This is a genomic window from Starkeya nomas (assembly GCF_902703545.1).
Classification (GTDB): Bacteria; Pseudomonadota; Alphaproteobacteria; order Rhizobiales; family Xanthobacteraceae; genus Ancylobacter; species Ancylobacter moscoviensis.
This window is the reverse complement of the sequence record NZ_CACSAS010000001.1, coordinates 1430871-1446350: the sequence shown is the minus strand read 5'-3', so window position 1 is coordinate 1446350 and position 15480 is coordinate 1430871. Positions and strand designations below refer to the sequence as shown.

Here is a 15480-nt window from a genome sequence, read left to right as displayed (position 1 = left end):
GAAATTATTGTTGCGCGGGAGGAGCCGCGGGAGCGGTTGCCGCAGGGGCCGGCGGCGGCGCGTCGGGGTTGACCCAGCACGCATGCGCACGCTCGGACAGGCGCTCCTGTGCCTTGCTGTCGATGTTGCCCTGCCGCACGAGGCAGCGGAACGCGATCTTCAGGTGCTCGGTCGGGCAACCGAAGCGCTCGTAGAGTTCCATGTGGCGGCGCGCGGTGTCGATATCGTCGCGCCACAGCAACATGGCGATACGCCGCCCGCTCCACACGCATTCCGGCAGGCCGGCATTGCCCGGCAGCTTGGCCGCCTCGGCATATTCCTCGACGGAGCGGCGCAGCGCCTCCTCCTTCGCCTGTTCCTCCGGCGACTTCTGCTCGGCCGGCTTTTGCTCCGGCGCGGCACTCTGGGCGAGGGCGCCGCCGGAAGCGGCAGCCGTCAGGATGAAGCCGCCGAGCAGGGCGGCGGCGAGGGTACGAACGGAGCACAACATGAGGGAAACGTCACACGCGAAAGAGGAAACACCGGACGGGTTCAGACAGTAGGAGAAGCGGTGGAATTTGTCAGCATGACGGCGTTGCCGGAAACTCATCGGTGCAAAATTCTGCCGCTTTCCGACCGCCTCCTGCCCGCCCCCCTCTTGCTCCCGCACCAAAGCGCCGCTACCCGGCAGGGTAAACGTATCAGGTCGATCTTCCGGAGATGTCTCGCATGCGACTGCCCTTCGCGCTTGCCGCCGCGGTCTGCGCGGCGATCGTTGCCGTCTGGGCGTGGCTCGGTCAGCCGGTTCCGGCGCCGTCTTCGCCCCTGACCGTTGGCGAGAAGCTGCCCTGCGTCTCCTACGCGCCGTTTCGTCCTGGCCAGTCGCCCTTCATAGAAGGGCTGGTCATCCCGCCGGAACAGATCGACGACGACTTCGCCCGCCTGTCGAAGATCACCCATTGCGTGCGCACCTATTCCACGGAAATGGGCCTCGACGTGGTGCCGGAACTCGCCCGCAAGCACGGTCTCACCGTGCTCCAGGGTATCTGGATCGGCCGCGAGGCGGCCAAGAACCGGGTGGAGATCGACGCGGCGGTGAAGGCCGCGCAGAACAATCCGGACGTCATCAAGGCCGTGATCGTCGGCAACGAGGTGCTGCTGCGCGGGGAGCTTTCCGCCATCGATCTCGCCGCCCTCATCAAGGAGGTGCGGGAGAAGGTTCCCGCCGGCGTCGAGGTCACCTATGCCGATGTGTGGGAGTTCTGGGAGCGGAACCGCGACCTCGCCAACTCGGTCGACTTCGTCACCGTCCACATCCTTCCGTTCTGGGAGGACCTGCCGGTCGCCGCCGAGGATTCCGTCGCCCATCTCGGCGCGATCCGCGAGCATGTCGGGCAGATTTTCGCCGGCAAGGAGATCCTGATCGGCGAGACCGGCTGGCCCAGCCAGGGGCGCATGCGCGAAGGCGCTCTGCCGTCGCCCTCGAACCAGGCCTATGTGATCCAGGAACTGCTGGCGCTGGCCAAGGCCAAGAACTACCGGCTCAACGTCATCGAGGCGTTCGACCAGCCGTGGAAGCGCGCCTCCGAAGGCACGGTGGGCGGACATTGGGGCTTCCTCGATGCCTATACGCGCGACTTTAAGTTCGCCTGGGGCGAGGCCGTCTCCGACCACCCGGAGTGGAAGCTGCAGGCGTTCGTCGGCGTGTTGTTCGCCGCGGCGGTGTTCTTTGCGGCCGGTGCGGCGAACCGCCGCGCCGACGCGCGACCGCTGGGGGCGCGCGAATGGCTCGGCGTCGCCGGCATCGCCTTCTTCGCCGGTCTGCTCTACGGCCGCCTGCTGGCGACGGTGCCGGTGGAGAGCCTTGGCGTCGGCGGCTGGATCCGCGGCGTCGCGCTGCTGGTGCTGGCGGTGCTGGTGCCGCTCGGCTGCGCCATGGCCATCGGCCTGCGCACGCGCCGCATTGCGCTCGCCGTTGCGCTCAACCCCGGTGCGACGCCGGGTGCGACGGTGTTCGAGCGTGTGCTCGCCTTGCTGCTGGCGGCGTCGGTGGTGCTGACGGCGCAGATCGCTCTCGGGCTGGTGTTCGACCCGCGCTACAAGGACTTCCAGTTCGCCGGCCTGACCCCGATCATCGCGGCCTTCGCCTTTTATGCGCTGGTGGCCGGCAGCCGGCGGGAGGACGAGGGGCGCCACGCGGAACTGATCGCCGCCGGCATTTTCCTCGGCAGCGGGCTCTACGTGGCGATCAACGAAACGCTGGCGAACTGGCAGGCGCTGTGGACGGGCGGCCTGCTGGTCGTGCTGGCCTTCACCCTCTGGCGCCTCGCCACGGTCGGGCGAAGGATATGAGCAGCAGCCCTCCCGCCAGTGCGGCGAGGTTGTTGTTGTACATGACCACGCCGATCGACGTCGCCATCAACGCGATGGTGAACATCACCAGCGAGGGGCGGACGAGCTGGATGAACGAGGCGATTAGCGCGGCGATGCCGAACACGGAATAGCCGAACAGCGTGATGACCAGCGCGCGGGTCTCGCAGGTCGCGGTCTCGACGCCGCGGCAGGCGAGGCCGACCGCCGACTGTTCGACCAGGGCGTAGCGCATGTAGATCGCCCAGCCGAGCGCGAGGCCGCCGAGGGCGATGATGACGTTGGCGGCGCGTGCGCCGGGCAGGAAGCTGCGATCGGCCAAGGCGAAAGTCTCCTGAGCTCTTCCGGATGCCGCCTGCATCGCATGGCGCAGGCGGTGGATCAACGTGCCGGGCGGCGGGTGGCGAGGATCACGCCGCCGAGGATCAGCACGAAGCCGACGGCGTGATAGAGGTGCAGTTCCTCTCCGAGCAACAGCACGGCGAGGACCACGCCGTAGACCGGCATGAGATAGAGGAAATTCGCCGTTACCGAGGCGCCCGCCACGCGGACGCAGTACTGGAACAGGCCGAAGGCGAGCACCGAGGGGAAGATCGCGAGGAAGACGATGGCGCCCCACGCCTCGCCCGTCCGCGGCAAGGGCGCCCCGCCCGCCATCTCCCACAGCGCGAAGGGAGCCAGCAGCAGCGTTCCGGCGATAGCGTTTGCGGTGAAGCCGGGCAATGCGTCGAGCTGGGTCAGCGGGCCGGAGCGCAGCATCAGCGAATAGGCGGCCCAGGACACGGCCGCGACGAGGATGCCGAGGTCGCCGGTGTTGAACTCGAGGCCGAGCAGCCGGCCGGGCTCACCGTGCACGGCGATGAGCGCGATGCCGGCGAAGCCCGCCAGCGTGCCGAGCAGCTGTATGGCGGGCAGCTTCCGGCGGGCCAGCACGGCGTCCATGACCACGATCATGATGGTGGAGGTGGTGTAGATCAGCGTCGCGTTGGTCGCGGTGGTGTTCCCCAGCGCGACATAGACATTGCCGCCGCAGATCACCATGCCGAGCAGGCCCAGGATCGACAGGCGCCGCCATTGCCCGAGCAGCAGGTCCCGGTGACGGAGCAGGGCGGGGGCGGCGAGCGGCAGCAGGATCGCCACCGCGACCGCCCACCGCCAGAAGGCGAGGGACCAGGGCGGCACGACCCCGGCCACCGCCCGGCCGATGACGAGATTCGTCGCGAAGAACAGCGGCATCGCCATGAGCGCCACCAGCGCCCGCGGCTCGATGGAGCGGGAGGCGGCGGGTGTTTCGGGGGAAGCCGGCGCGGGATCGGTCATGCCCCATCCTGATACACACTTCGCCGCGCGCCGTCGCCGGGGCTTTCGTGGGGAACGGCGAAGGCGCGCCGCCCGTCTTCCGCCGATGCGCGAGGCAGGCTAGATACCGCCCACCGTCCGGGCAGATGCCCGATCCCAGCCGTCACGCCATCCTTCGGAGTTCGCCGATGCGCCAGCTTCTCGTCATCGTTCTCGCGGCCGGGGAGGGCACCCGCATGCTCTCCTCCCTGCCGAAGGTGCTGCACGCCGTCGCCGGTCGGCCGATGGTTTCCCACGTGCTCGACGCGGCGCTGGCCGCCGGCGCGGCGAAGATTGCCGTCGTGGTCGGGCCCGATCACGACAAGGTCGCCGCCGAGGTGCGCCGCGTGGCCCCGGACGCGGAGGTCTTCGTCCAGTCCGAGCGGCGCGGCACCGCTCATGCCGTGCTGGCGGCACGGAGCGCGCTGGAGCGCGGCTATGACGATGTCGTGGTGATGTATGGCGATACGCCGCTGGTGCGGCCGGAAACCATCGGCGCCCTGCGCGGGCCGCTGGCCGGCGGAGCTGCCGTCACCGTTCTGGGTTTCCGGCCGGACGACCCGTTCGGCTATGGCCGGCTGGTGACGCAGGGCGGCGCCCTCGTCGCCATCCGCGAGGAGAAGGACGCGAGTGAGGCCGAGCGTGCCATCGGCCTGTGCAATGCCGGCCTGATGGCCCTCGACGGCCGCGCCGCGCTCGACATTCTCGACCGCATCGGCGACGCGAACGCCAAGAAGGAATTCTACCTCACCGATGCGGTGGAGGTCGCCCGCGGTCTTGGCCGGGCGTCAATGGTGCATGAAGCCGCCGCGGAAGAGGTCGTCGGCGTCAACAGCCGTGCGCAGCTGGCGGAGGCCGAGGCGATCCTGCAGGGACGGTTGCGCCGGCGCGCGCTGGACGGCGGCGTGACGCTGGTGGCGCCCGAGACGGTGTTCCTCTCCGCCGATACCAGCTTCGGCCGCGACGTCATCGTCGAGCCGAACGTCGTCTTCGGGGCCGGCGTGCGGGTCGAGGACGGCGCCACCATCCGCGCCTTCAGCCATATCGAGGGCGCGCATGTCGGCGCCGGCGCCATCGTCGGGCCCTTCGCCCGGCTGCGCCCCGGAGCGGAGCTGGGGCAGGGGGTGCATGTCGGCAACTTCGTGGAGATCAAGGCTTCGGATCTCGCGCCAGGTGTGAAGGTCAACCACCTCTCTTATGTCGGCGACACCAGCGTGGGCGCGAACACCAACATCGGCGCGGGTACCATCACCTGCAACTACGATGGCTTCCGCAAGCACCGCACGACCATCGGCGCCAACGCTTTCGTGGGCACGAACAGCCTGCTTGTCGCTCCGGTGACGGTCGGGGACGGCGCCTATCTCGGCACGGGCTCCGTCATCACCGAGGACGTTCCGGCGGATGCGCTGGCCATCGGCCGGGCCCGGCAGGTCAACAAGCCCGGCCTGGCGGCGCGGCTGCGGGCCAAGCTCTCGGTCGGCCTCGCGCCGAAGAAATGACACGAAGCGGGCGATACGAAACGACATTCGAATTGATTTCGGCGCTGCGGTGACGGGCGGTTAAACCCTGAATCGTAGCCTCGCAGATCGTCGCTTTCCGAAGGGCACCCGTCTCATGTGTGGAATCATCGGCATCGTCGGCACCGCTCCTGTCGCCGACCGGCTCGTGGAGTCGCTGAAGCGGCTGGAATATCGCGGCTACGACTCGGCCGGCATCGCCACGCTCGAGAAGGGGCACCTCTCCCGCCGCCGTGCCGAAGGCAAGCTGCGCAATCTGGATGCCGTCCTTCGCGAGGCGCCGCTGGAAGGGCATATCGGCATCGGCCATACGCGCTGGGCGACCCACGGCCGCCCCAGCGTCGCCAACGCCCATCCCCATGCCACCACCGAGGTGGCGGTGGTCCATAACGGCATCATCGAGAATTTCCGCGAGCTGCGCGACGAACTGCTGGAATCCGGTGCCAATTTCGAGAGCGAGACCGACACCGAGGTAGTGGCTCACCTTGTCACGCGCGAGCTGCGTGGTGGGCGGGGCCCGGTCGACGCGGTGGCGGCGGCGCTGCCGCGCCTTCAGGGCGCCTTCGCGCTCGCCTTCCTGTTCGACGGCGAAGAGAACCTGCTGATCGGCGCCCGCAAGGGCAGCCCGCTCGCCATCGGCTATGGAAATGGCGAGATGTATCTCGGTTCCGATGCCATCGCGCTCGCCCCGTTCACCGACACCATCTCCTATCTCGACGACGGCGACTGGGCGGTGCTGAGCACCGCCAGCGCGGAAATCCGCAATTCCGCCAATGCCCGCGTCACACGCGCGGTGCAGAAGACCACGACGGGTTCCTTCCTCGTGGAGAAGGGCAACTTCCGCCACTTCATGGCGAAGGAAATGCATGAGCAGCCCGAGGTCGTCGCGCATACGCTGGCGCATTATCTCGACATGGCCAACGAGACGGTGCAGCTGCCCGAACTGCCCTTCGACTTCGCCCGCCTGGAGCGGGTTTCGATCGCCGCCTGCGGCACCGCCTACTATGCCGGCCTCGTCGCCAAATACTGGTTCGAGCGTTTCGCCCGCCTGCCGGTGGAGATCGATGTCGCTTCCGAGTTCCGCTACCGCGAGGCGCCGCTGCCGGCCAACGGGCTCTCCATCGTCATCTCGCAGTCCGGCGAGACCGCCGACACGCTCGCCTCGCTGCGCTATGCGCGGCAGGAGGGGCAGCATCTGCTCGCGGTGGTGAACGTGCCGACCTCGACCATCGCCCGCGAGGCGGATGTCGTGCTGCCGACGCTGGCGGGGCCGGAGATCGGCGTGGCCTCGACCAAGGCGTTTACCTGCCAGCTGGCGACGCTCGCCGCGCTCGCGGTGGCGGCCGGGCGGGCGCGCGGCGCTCTCTCGACGGAAGAGGAGCGCAGTCTCGTCCATGCGCTGGTCGAAGTGCCACGCCTGATGAACGAAGCGCTCAGTCTCGGCGGCGACATCGAGCATCTCGCCCGTTCCTTCGCCAAGACGCAGGACGTGCTCTACCTCGGCCGTGGCACCTCCTTCCCGCTGGCGCTCGAAGGGGCGCTGAAGCTGAAGGAGATCTCCTACATCCACGCCGAGGGCTACGCGGCCGGCGAACTCAAGCATGGCCCCATCGCGCTGATCGACGAGAAAATGCCGGTGGTGGTGATCGCTCCGCATGACGCCGTGTTCGAGAAGACCATGTCGAACATGCAGGAGGTTGCCGCGCGCGGCGGCCGGATCATCCTGTTGACCGACACTTCCGGCGCGCAAAAGGCTTCGCTGGAGACCGAGGCGACCCTGGTGTTGCCGGACATGCACCCGCTGGTGGCGCCGCTGGTCTATGCGATCCCGATCCAGTTGCTCGCCTATCACACGGCGGTGGTGATGGGCACGGACGTCGACCAGCCGCGCAACCTCGCCAAGTCGGTGACGGTGGAGTAGGGCGCTCTGCCCTATGGAAGCTTGCCCCCAGTCCGCCGTCATCCTGAGATGCGAGCGTAGCGAGCCTCGAAGGATGGTCGTTGCAGCGCGCCCGGATGAGCATCCTTCGAGGCCCGGCCGCTGGCCGGGCACCTCAGGATGAGACGGTCATTGGACTGAAGTAGGGGCTACCCCCGCCCGCGATAGGGCGGCACGCCCTGGTCCGGCAGCCAGACCTCCTTCGGTGGCGCGCCGCTCTGCCAGAACACGTCGATCGGAATGCCGCCGCGCGGATACCAGTAGCCGCCGATGCGCAGCCAGTGCGGCTGCAGCAGGTCGTGGATACGCCGGCCGACGGCGACGGTGCAGTCCTCATGGAAGGCGCCGTGATTGCGGAAGCTGGCGAGATAGAGCTTCAGCGATTTCGATTCGACCAGCCAGTCCTTCGGCACGTAGTCGATCACCAGATGGGCGAAATCCGGCTGTCCCGTCACCGGGCAGAGCGAGGTGAATTCGGGCGCCGTGAAGCGCGCCACATAGAGCGTGTCGGCCTGCGGGTTGGGCACGCGGTCGAGCACGGCCTCCTCCGGCGAGGCCGGCATCGTCGTGGGACGGCCGAGCTGGAGCGGGCCCTCCTGCGGGTTCGTCATGGTTTCCCTCCTGTCGGGTCGGGCGATATGTCCGTGGCACCTCTTTCGCATGTCACATCGGTCGAGTAGAAGCGCTCGACCATTCTGGCCGAGTGAGAAGTGGGGAAACGCATGACCGCCATCGTCGATATCATTGGGCGTGAAATCCTGGACAGCCGTGGCAATCCGACCGTCGAGGTGGATGTGGTGCTGGAGGACGGCTCCAAGGGCCGCGCCGCTGTTCCCTCGGGCGCCTCGACCGGCGCGCATGAAGCCGTCGAGCTGCGGGACGGCGACAAGGGCCGCTATCTCGGCAAGGGCGTTTCCAAGGCGGTCGACGCGGTCAATGGCGAGATCTTCGACGCCATCGGCGGCATGGATGCCGAGGAGCAGGCGGCGATCGACAAGATCCTGATCGAGCTCGACGGTACGCCGAACAAGGCGCGTCTCGGCGCCAACGCCATTCTCGGCGTCTCGCTCGCCCTGGCCAAGGCGGCGGCCGCCGCCCGCGAACTGCCGCTCTACCGCTATGTCGGCGGCGTCAACGCGCGCGTCCTGCCGGTGCCGATGATGAACATCGTCAATGGCGGCGCCCATGCCGACAACCCGATCGACTTCCAGGAATTCATGATCCTGCCGGTCGGCGCCCCGACCTTCGCCGAGGCCCTGCGCACCGGTGCCGAAATCTTCCACACGCTGAAGAAGGCCCTCAAGGACGCCGGCCACAACACCAATGTGGGCGACGAGGGCGGCTTCGCGCCGAACCTGCCGTCGGCCGATGCGGCGCTGGGCTTCGTCATGAAGGCCATCGAGAGCGCCGGCTACAAGCCGGGCGAGGATGTGTATCTCGGCCTCGACTGCGCCTCGACCGAGTTCTTCAAGAACGGCAAGTACGATTACGAGGGCGAAGGCGTCGTGCGCGACGTTGAGGCCCAGGTGAAGTACCTCGCCGATCTCGTCGCCCGCTACCCGATTGCCACCATCGAGGACGGCATGGCCGAGGACGATTGGGCGGGCTGGAAGCTGCTGACCGACACCATCGGCTCCAAGTGCCAGCTGGTGGGCGACGACCTGTTCGTCACCAACGTCACCCGCCTCTCCGCCGGCATCAAGCAGGGCGTGGCCAACTCCATCCTCGTGAAGGTGAATCAGATCGGCTCGCTGACCGAGACGCTCGATGCGGTCGAGATGGCGCACAAGGCGGCCTACACCGCGGTCATGTCGCACCGCTCCGGCGAGACGGAGGATTCGACCATCGCCGACCTCGCGGTGGCCACCAACTGCGGTCAGATCAAGACCGGCTCGCTGGCGCGTTCGGACCGCACGGCCAAGTACAACCAGCTCCTGCGTATCGAGGAAGAGCTGGGGCCGCAGGCGATCTATGCCGGCCGCGCGGCGCTGAAGGCGCTCGCCTGATCTCTTTTTCTACCGGAAGCCCGCTTCCGGCCGACACGGTTAACGGAGCCTCAACCGACCCCGGTTAGGCTCCGTTTCCATGATTATACGCACCCGCTGGCGCTCCATCTTCCAGACCGTCACCCTGCATCTCGGGGCGGCGGCGCTCATCGGCTATTTCGCGGTTCAGGGCTATAACGGCCAGTACGGCCTCATCGCCCGCCGCACCTTCGAGCAGCAGCACACCGAGCTGACCGAGGAGCGCGACAAGCTGCGCACCCAGCGGCAGGCGTTGGAGGCGAAGGTTCGGCTACTCTCGCCCGATCTCATCGATGCCGATATGCTCGACGAGCAGGCGCGCGTGCTGCTCAATCTCATCAATCCTAGGGATCTGGTGCTGCTGCGCGCTCCCGCGGTGCCGCAGGTGCAATGATCGCGAAAAATAGGTGAGCGACCCGTTTTCTGGCATGCCAGGGCATTCCCGTTGGGAAATGACGGAATTCCAGAAACTTAACTTGATACAAGTTAAGTCTTGATATGAACTGAAAATAAGTTCAAATCGGGAAACCATTGCGCCAGCAACATGTTGTGCGGCGCAGCATTGCATTGCGCGCGTAGCGCTATGGGTGAAGGTGCGTTATGAAGCTCGGCGACATAAGTCTCGAGCTGAGGAAGCGCCATGGTAGTTGCCGCCAAGAAATCGCCCGTCAGCAAGACCGTCGGAAAGGCCGCCGCTCCGAAAGCCCCGGCCAAGGCGGCTGCGGCCAGGAGCCCGGCGCGCCGGTCTGACAAGGCCGCCGCGGTTCTCGACTTCTCCAAGGACGATGAACTCGACGCCTACCGCCGGATGCTCGAAATTCGCCGATTCGAGGAAAAGGCGGGCCAGCTCTACGGCATGGGTCTCATCGGCGGCTTCTGCCATCTCTATATCGGCCAGGAAGCGGTCGTCGTCGGCATGCAGGCCGCCCTCAAGGATGGCGATCAGGTCATCACCGGCTATCGCGATCACGGCCACATGCTGGCCTGCGGCATGGACCCCAAGGGCGTGATGGCCGAGCTCACCGGCCGCCGCGGCGGTTATTCCAAGGGCAAGGGCGGCTCGATGCACATGTTCAGCATCGAGAAGGGCTTCTTCGGTGGCCACGGCATCGTCGGCGCGCAGGTTTCTCTCGGCACCGGCCTCGCCTTCGCCGATCACTACCGCGGCAATGGCGGCGTCTGCCTGACCTATTTCGGTGACGGCGCCGCCAATCAGGGCCAGGTCTATGAGAGCTTCAACATGGCGGAGCTCTGGAAGCTGCCGGTCATCTACATTATCGAGAACAACAAGTACGCGATGGGTACCGCGGTAAACCGCGCCTCCGCCCAGACCGATTTCTCCAAGCGCGGCACCTCCTTCAACATTCCCGGCGAACAGGTCGACGGCATGGACGTGCGGGCGGTCAAGGCCGCCGGCGCCCGCGCGGTCGAGTTCGCCCGTTCCGGCAAGGGGCCGTACATCCTCGAGATGCTCACCTACCGCTATCGCGGCCACTCCATGTCGGACCCGGCTAAGTACCGGTCCAAGGAGGAGGTGCAGAAGATGCGCACCGAGCACGATCCCATCGAGCAGGTGCGCAACCGCCTGCTGGAGAAGAAGTGGGCGACCGAGGACGAGCTGAAGGCGATCGACGCCGAGATCCGCGACCAGATGAACGCGGCCGCCGACTTCGCCAGCGCCGATCCGGAGCCGGACGCCTCCGAGCTCTACACCGACGTGCTGCGCTGAACGGCGGAACGCGCGGATGCTCGCCGAGCTGTTCTGGGTCACGCTGGTCACCGGTGTATCGGCGGCGGTGGTCATCTGGGTCTTCGCGGCCCGGCTTGCCCTTCGCCTCGCCGGCGCCCGGCAAGCTGGCCCGCTCGGCTGGGTTCTCGCCGTGCTCTGGCCCTTCGGGGCACGTCAGACCGCCGGCGCCAGTGCCGAAACGGCGACCATGCTGAACAAGATGATGGTCGCCTTCTTCATTGCCATTCTCGTCGCCATCGCTTCGATGGCCGTCTACAGCAACCTGACGTTCGTTCCGCCGGTACGGACGCAGTGACGCGCGATTGTTGACGCACGTTTCTTTGGGGAACGCCGCCATGCCGACCGAAGTCCTTATGCCTGCGCTCTCTCCGACCATGGAGAAGGGCAACCTAGCCAAGTGGCTCAAGAAAGAGGGCGACACGGTCAAGTCCGGCGACGTGATCGCCGAGATCGAGACCGACAAGGCGACCATGGAGGTCGAGGCCATCGACGAGGGCACCCTCGGCAAGATCCTCGTGCCGGAAGGCACGCAGGATGTCGCGGTGAACACGCCGATCGCCGTCATCCTCGCCGACGGCGAGGATGCGAGCGCGGTTAGTGTGCCGAGCCCGAAGGCCGCTGCGCCGGTCCCGACCGCACCGGTCGAGCCCGCGCCGGTGGCGGCGTCCGCCCCGGCGACGCCCGCTGTCGTCACCTCCGCCGTCGCCGCGCCGCCTCAGCCCGAGATTCTGCCCGAGCCGGACGTTCCGGAAGGCACCGAGTTCGTCAACCAGACCATGCGTGAGGCGCTGCGCGACGCCATGGCCGAGGAGATGCGCCGCGACGGCGACGTCTTTGTCATGGGTGAGGAGGTCGCCGAGTATCAGGGCGCCTACAAGATCACCCAGGGACTGCTGCAGGAATTCGGCGCGCGGCGCGTGATCGACACGCCGATCACCGAGCACGGCTTCGCCGGCGTCGGCGTCGGCGCGGCGATGGCGGGCCTCAAGCCCATCGTCGAGTTCATGACCTTCAACTTCGCCATGCAGGCGATCGACCAGATCATCAACTCCGCCGCCAAGACGCACTACATGTCGGGCGGCCAGATCGGCTGCTCCATCGTGTTCCGCGGCCCGAACGGCGCCGCCGCCCGCGTCGCCGCCCAGCACAGCCAGGATTATTCCGCCTGGTACAGCCACATTCCGGGCCTCAAGGTGGTCGCGCCCTATACGGCGGCCGACGCCAAGGGGCTTCTCAAGTCGGCGATCCGCGATCCCAACCCGATCATCTTCCTCGAGAATGAGATCCTGTATGGGCACGCCTCCCCGGTGCCGAAGCTGGACGACTATACCGTCCCGATCGGCAAGGCGAAGATCGCACGTCCCGGCAAGGACGTGACGCTGGTCGCCTGGTCCATCGGCATGAACTACGCGCTGAAGGCCGCTGAGGAGCTGTCTAAGATCGGCATCGAGGCCGAGGTGATCGACCTGCGCACCATCCGCCCGCTGGACATCGAGACCATCATCGCCTCGGTCCAGAAGACCGGGCGCTGCGTCACGGTGGAGGAGGGCTGGCCGCAGTCGGGTGTCGGCTCCGAGATCGTCGCCCAGCTGGTCGAGAAGGCGTTCGATTATCTCGACGCCCCCGTGCTGCGGGTGACCGGCAAGGACGTGCCGATGCCTTACGCCGCGAACCTCGAAAAGCTCGCGCTTCCGTCGGTGCAGGACGTCATCGACGCCGCCCGGACCGTCACCTATCGCTGAGGACGGAGATCGCCATGTCCATCGAGATCCTCATGCCGGCCCTGTCTCCCACCATGGAGAAGGGCAACCTGGCCAAGTGGCTGAAAAAGGAGGGCGACAAAGTCGCCCCCGGCGACGTGATCGCCGAGATCGAGACCGACAAGGCCACGATGGAAGTCGAGGCCATCGACGAGGGCACGCTGGCCAAGATCGTCGTGCCGGAAGGCACAGTCGACGTGCCGGTGAACCAGCTCATCGCCGTGCTTGCCACCGATGGCGAGGACGTGAAGGCCGTGGCGGCCGGCAGTGGTGCCGCGCCGGCCAAGGCTGAGGCCCCGAAGGCCGAAGCTTCGAAGGTGGAGGCGCCCAAGGCTCCGGAGCCGGCCGCGCCTGTTCCGGCCCCGGCGGCTCCCGCGGCTCCGGTTTCAGCGCCCGCCGCTTCCGGCGCTCGTGTGTTTGCCTCGCCTCTGGCCCGTCGCCTCGCGAAGGAGAAGGGCATCGACCTCTCCGTGGTGAAGGGTTCCGGCCCGCGCGGCCGCGTCGTTGCGGCGGATGTCGTTGCCGCCCTGGCTGGCGGTGCCGCGAAGTCGGCCGTCGCACCGGCTGTGGGTTCGGCTCCCGCCGCCCCGGTTGTCGCTCCGCTGTCCAACAGCGCGCTGCTGGAGCAGGTGAAGGCCTACTACGAGCCCGGCACCTATGAGGAAGTGCCGCTCGACGCCATGCGCCGGGTCATCGCCCAGCGCATGACCGAGGCCCGGCAGACGGTGCCGACCTTCTACCTCACGGTCGATTGCGACGTGGATGCGCTGCTGAAGCTGCGCGAGGAGCTGAACAAGGCGGCCCCCGAGAAGGACGGCAAGCCGGCCTACAAGCTCTCGGTCAACGACTTCGTCATCAAGGCCTATGCGCTCGCCTTCCAGCAGGTCCCCGACGCCAATCAGGTTTGGGGCGGCGACCGCTATCTGAAGCTGAAGCACTCCGATATCGGCGTCGCGGTGGCGATCGACGGCGGCAAGGGTCTTCTGACCCCGATCATCCGCAAGGCGGAGACCAAGACCCTGTCGACGATCTCCAATGAGACCCGCGATTTCGCTGCGCGCGCCCGCAACAAGAAGCTGATGCCGCACGAATATCAAGGCGGCTCGTCGGCGATTTCGAACCTCGGCATGTTTGGAATCAAGGACTTCACGGCGATTATTAATCCGCCGCATGCAACGATCCTTGCGGTCGGCACCAGCGAGCAGCGTGCGGTGGTGAAGGGCGGGCAGCTGGTGGTGGCGACGCAAATGACTGTCACCGTCTCCTGCGACCATCGGGTGATGGACGGCGCCATGGGCGCGCAGCTCCTCACCGCCTTCAAGCAGATCATCGAAAAGCCGATGTCGATGCTGGTCTGAGGTACGATCATGGCGAACAACTACGACGTCCTCATTATCGGTTCCGGCCCCGGCGGCTATGTGGGCGCCATTCGCGCCGCGCAACTCGGCCTCAAGGTCGGCGTGGTGGAGCGTTCCTTCGTGGGCGGCATCTGCCCGAACTGGGGCTGTATCCCGGCCAAGGCGCTGCTGCGCTCGGCCGAGATCATCCACTACATCGAGCATGCCAAGGACTACGGCCTCATAGCCGAGAAGACCGGCGTCGACATCGCCGGCGTGGTGAAGCGCTCGCGCGGCATCGCCGCGCAGATGAGCAACGGGGTCGGCTTCCTGCTCAAGAAGAACAAGGTCGACATCATCTGGGGGCAGGCGACCATCACCGCTCCCGGCAAGGTGTCGGTCGCCGCCTCGTCCGAGCCCGCGCCCAAGGGCGCATTGCCGGCCGGTGAGTACACCGCCAAGAACATCGTCATCGCCACGGGCGCCCGCCCGCGCGCGCTGCCCGGCATCGAGCCGGACAAGAAGCTGATCTGGACCTATTTCGAGGCGCTGGCACCGGCGAGCGTTCCGAAGTCGCTGCTGATCATGGGCTCGGGCGCCATCGGCGTCGAATTCGCCTCTTTTTACAAGGCGATGGGCTCGGATGTGACGATCATCGAGCTGCTGCCGCAGATCCTCCCCGTCGAGGACGAGGAGATCGCCGAGCACGCCCGCAAGCGCTTCGAGAAGCAGGGCATCAAGATCCTCACCGGCGCCAAGGTCTCCAAGGTCGTGAAGGGCGCCGACAGCGTAACCGCGACGGTGGAGACGGCTGACGGCAAGAGCCAGTCCATCACCGCCGAGCGGCTGATCTCGGCCGTCGGCGTGGTCGGCAACATCGAGAATCTCGGCCTCGAGAAGCTTGGCGTGAAGACCGATCGTGGCTGCGTGGTGGTCGATGGCCTGTGCCGCACCAACGTACCCGGCATCTGGGCCATCGGCGATGTCGCTGGTCCGCCCATGCTCGCTCACAAGGCGGAGCACGAGGGTGTCATCGCTGCCGAGGCCATCGCCGGCAAGCATGCCCACCCGATGGACAAGCTGATGATTCCCGGCTGCACCTACTGCATGCCGCAGGTGGCCTCCGTCGGTCTCACCGAGAAGAAGGCCAAGGAGGCAGGCTACGAGATCAAGGTCGGCCGCTTCCCCTTCATCGGCAACGGCAAGGCCGTGGCGCTCGGCGAGCCGGAGGGGCTGGTGAAGACGATCTTCGACGCCAAGACGGGCCAGCTGCTGGGCGCGCACCTCGTCGGCGCGGAGGTGACCGAGCTCATCCAGGGCTTCGTTCTGGCGATGAATCTGGAAACCACCGAGGAAGAGCTGATAAACGCCGTCTTCCCGCATCCGACGGTTTCTGAGACGATGCACGAGAGCGTGCTCAATGCCTATGGGCGCGCGATTCATATCTGAAGTCGGGCCGGGGCGGC

At 66.9% G+C, this 15480-nt stretch carries 14 protein-coding genes; 10 read left to right on the top strand and 4 right to left on the bottom strand.

Going from position 1 to position 15480, the window contains the following annotated elements; all coding sequences use genetic code 11:
• Positions 1 to 4: 4 nt before the first annotated feature.
• Positions 5 to 490 (bottom strand): hypothetical protein, encoded by a 486-nt coding sequence (locus tag STARVERO_RS07000; RefSeq protein WP_144343471.1) that lies wholly within the window; start codon positions 488 to 490, stop codon positions 5 to 7.
• A gap of 218 nt (positions 491 to 708) precedes the next feature.
• On the opposite strand from STARVERO_RS07000, the gene STARVERO_RS06995 reads away from it, so the two are divergent.
• Positions 709 to 2331 carry a glycoside hydrolase family 17 protein gene (locus tag STARVERO_RS06995; protein WP_159598346.1) on the top strand — a complete coding sequence of 541 codons (1623 nt, stop codon included), beginning with the start codon at positions 709 to 711 and terminating at the stop codon, positions 2329 to 2331.
• Here the strand turns inward: STARVERO_RS06995 and STARVERO_RS06990 are convergent.
• Both STARVERO_RS06990 and STARVERO_RS06985 read right to left on the bottom strand, forming a co-directional pair.
• Positions 2291 to 2671: a hypothetical protein gene (locus tag STARVERO_RS06990; protein ID WP_159598345.1), complete on the bottom strand. Its 381-nt coding sequence runs from the start codon at positions 2669 to 2671 to the stop codon at positions 2291 to 2293. The two genes, STARVERO_RS06995 and STARVERO_RS06990, sit on opposite strands and share 41 nt — an antisense overlap.
• A 59-nt stretch (positions 2672 to 2730) precedes the next feature.
• On the bottom strand, positions 2731 to 3669 hold the full coding sequence (locus STARVERO_RS06985) for a DMT family transporter (RefSeq protein ID WP_159598344.1): 939 nt from the start codon (positions 3667 to 3669) through the stop codon (positions 2731 to 2733).
• A 167-nt stretch (positions 3670 to 3836) separates the two neighbouring features.
• Between STARVERO_RS06985 and glmU the strand changes: the two genes are divergently transcribed.
• Positions 3837 to 5186, top strand: a complete 1350-nt coding sequence (gene glmU, locus STARVERO_RS06980) for a bifunctional UDP-N-acetylglucosamine diphosphorylase/glucosamine-1-phosphate N-acetyltransferase GlmU (protein WP_159598343.1) — start codon at positions 3837 to 3839, stop codon at positions 5184 to 5186.
• Between the two features lie 115 nt (positions 5187 to 5301).
• Entirely contained in the window at positions 5302 to 7125 is a 1824-nt protein-coding gene (gene glmS, locus STARVERO_RS06975; protein WP_159598342.1) for a glutamine--fructose-6-phosphate transaminase (isomerizing), read from the top strand.
• A gap of 167 nt (positions 7126 to 7292) precedes the next feature.
• On the opposite strand, the gene queF is transcribed toward glmS, so the two are convergent.
• Positions 7293 to 7754, bottom strand: a complete 462-nt coding sequence (gene queF, locus STARVERO_RS06970) for a preQ(1) synthase (RefSeq protein ID WP_159598341.1) — start codon at positions 7752 to 7754, stop codon at positions 7293 to 7295.
• 111 nt (positions 7755 to 7865) lie between these two features.
• Between queF and eno the strand changes: the two genes are divergently transcribed.
• From eno to lpdA, 7 genes are all read left to right on the top strand, one after another.
• The gene (gene eno / locus STARVERO_RS06965) at positions 7866 to 9149 is read left to right on the top strand and encodes a phosphopyruvate hydratase (protein ID WP_144343478.1); all 1284 of its coding nucleotides are present in this window, start codon (positions 7866 to 7868) and stop codon (positions 9147 to 9149) included.
• A 79-nt stretch (positions 9150 to 9228) separates the two neighbouring features.
• Positions 9229 to 9561, top strand: a complete 333-nt coding sequence (locus STARVERO_RS06960; RefSeq protein WP_159598340.1) for an FtsB family cell division protein — start codon at positions 9229 to 9231, stop codon at positions 9559 to 9561.
• Between the two features lie 246 nt (positions 9562 to 9807).
• Positions 9808 to 10896, top strand: a complete 1089-nt coding sequence (gene pdhA, locus STARVERO_RS06955; RefSeq protein ID WP_144343480.1) for a pyruvate dehydrogenase (acetyl-transferring) E1 component subunit alpha — start codon at positions 9808 to 9810, stop codon at positions 10894 to 10896.
• Positions 10897 to 10912: 16 nt separating this feature from the next.
• Complete coding sequence (locus tag STARVERO_RS06950) at positions 10913 to 11212, top strand: hypothetical protein (RefSeq protein WP_159598339.1); 300 nt, start codon at positions 10913 to 10915, stop codon at positions 11210 to 11212.
• A gap of 40 nt (positions 11213 to 11252) precedes the next feature.
• Positions 11253 to 12659 carry a pyruvate dehydrogenase complex E1 component subunit beta gene (locus STARVERO_RS06945; protein WP_159598338.1) on the top strand — a complete coding sequence of 469 codons (1407 nt, stop codon included), beginning with the start codon at positions 11253 to 11255 and terminating at the stop codon, positions 12657 to 12659.
• Positions 12660 to 12673: 14 nt separating this feature from the next.
• On the top strand, positions 12674 to 14035 hold the full coding sequence (locus STARVERO_RS06940) for a pyruvate dehydrogenase complex dihydrolipoamide acetyltransferase (protein ID WP_159598337.1): 1362 nt from the start codon (positions 12674 to 12676) through the stop codon (positions 14033 to 14035).
• A gap of 9 nt (positions 14036 to 14044) precedes the next feature.
• Positions 14045 to 15463, top strand: coding sequence for a dihydrolipoyl dehydrogenase (lpdA, locus tag STARVERO_RS06935; protein ID WP_159598336.1), 1419 nt, complete (start codon positions 14045 to 14047; stop codon positions 15461 to 15463).
• Positions 15464 to 15480: the final 17 nt, after the last annotated feature.

Excerpts from the sequence above, each read along its gene's own strand:
- STARVERO_RS07000 (WP_144343471.1), bottom strand. The coding sequence starts at position 490 with ATGTTGTGCTCCGTTCGTACCCTCGCCGCCGCCCTGCTCGGCGGCTTC.
- STARVERO_RS06995 (WP_159598346.1), top strand. The coding sequence starts at position 709 with ATGCGACTGCCCTTCGCGCTTGCCGCCGCGGTCTGCGCGGCGATCGTT.
- glmS (WP_159598342.1), top strand. The coding sequence starts at position 5,302 with ATGTGTGGAATCATCGGCATCGTCGGCACCGCTCCTGTCGCCGACCGG.
- eno (WP_144343478.1), top strand. The coding sequence starts at position 7,866 with ATGACCGCCATCGTCGATATCATTGGGCGTGAAATCCTGGACAGCCGT.
- pdhA (WP_144343480.1), top strand. The coding sequence starts at position 9,808 with ATGGTAGTTGCCGCCAAGAAATCGCCCGTCAGCAAGACCGTCGGAAAG.
- glmU (WP_159598343.1), top strand. The coding sequence starts at position 3,837 with ATGCGCCAGCTTCTCGTCATCGTTCTCGCGGCCGGGGAGGGCACCCGC.
- STARVERO_RS06945 (WP_159598338.1), top strand. The coding sequence starts at position 11,253 with ATGCCGACCGAAGTCCTTATGCCTGCGCTCTCTCCGACCATGGAGAAG.
- STARVERO_RS06985 (WP_159598344.1), bottom strand. The coding sequence starts at position 3,669 with ATGACCGATCCCGCGCCGGCTTCCCCCGAAACACCCGCCGCCTCCCGC.
- STARVERO_RS06950 (WP_159598339.1), top strand. The coding sequence starts at position 10,913 with ATGCTCGCCGAGCTGTTCTGGGTCACGCTGGTCACCGGTGTATCGGCG.
- queF (WP_159598341.1), bottom strand. The coding sequence starts at position 7,754 with ATGACGAACCCGCAGGAGGGCCCGCTCCAGCTCGGCCGTCCCACGACG.
- STARVERO_RS06960 (WP_159598340.1), top strand. The coding sequence starts at position 9,229 with ATGATTATACGCACCCGCTGGCGCTCCATCTTCCAGACCGTCACCCTG.
- STARVERO_RS06940 (WP_159598337.1), top strand. The coding sequence starts at position 12,674 with ATGTCCATCGAGATCCTCATGCCGGCCCTGTCTCCCACCATGGAGAAG.
- lpdA (WP_159598336.1), top strand. The coding sequence starts at position 14,045 with ATGGCGAACAACTACGACGTCCTCATTATCGGTTCCGGCCCCGGCGGC.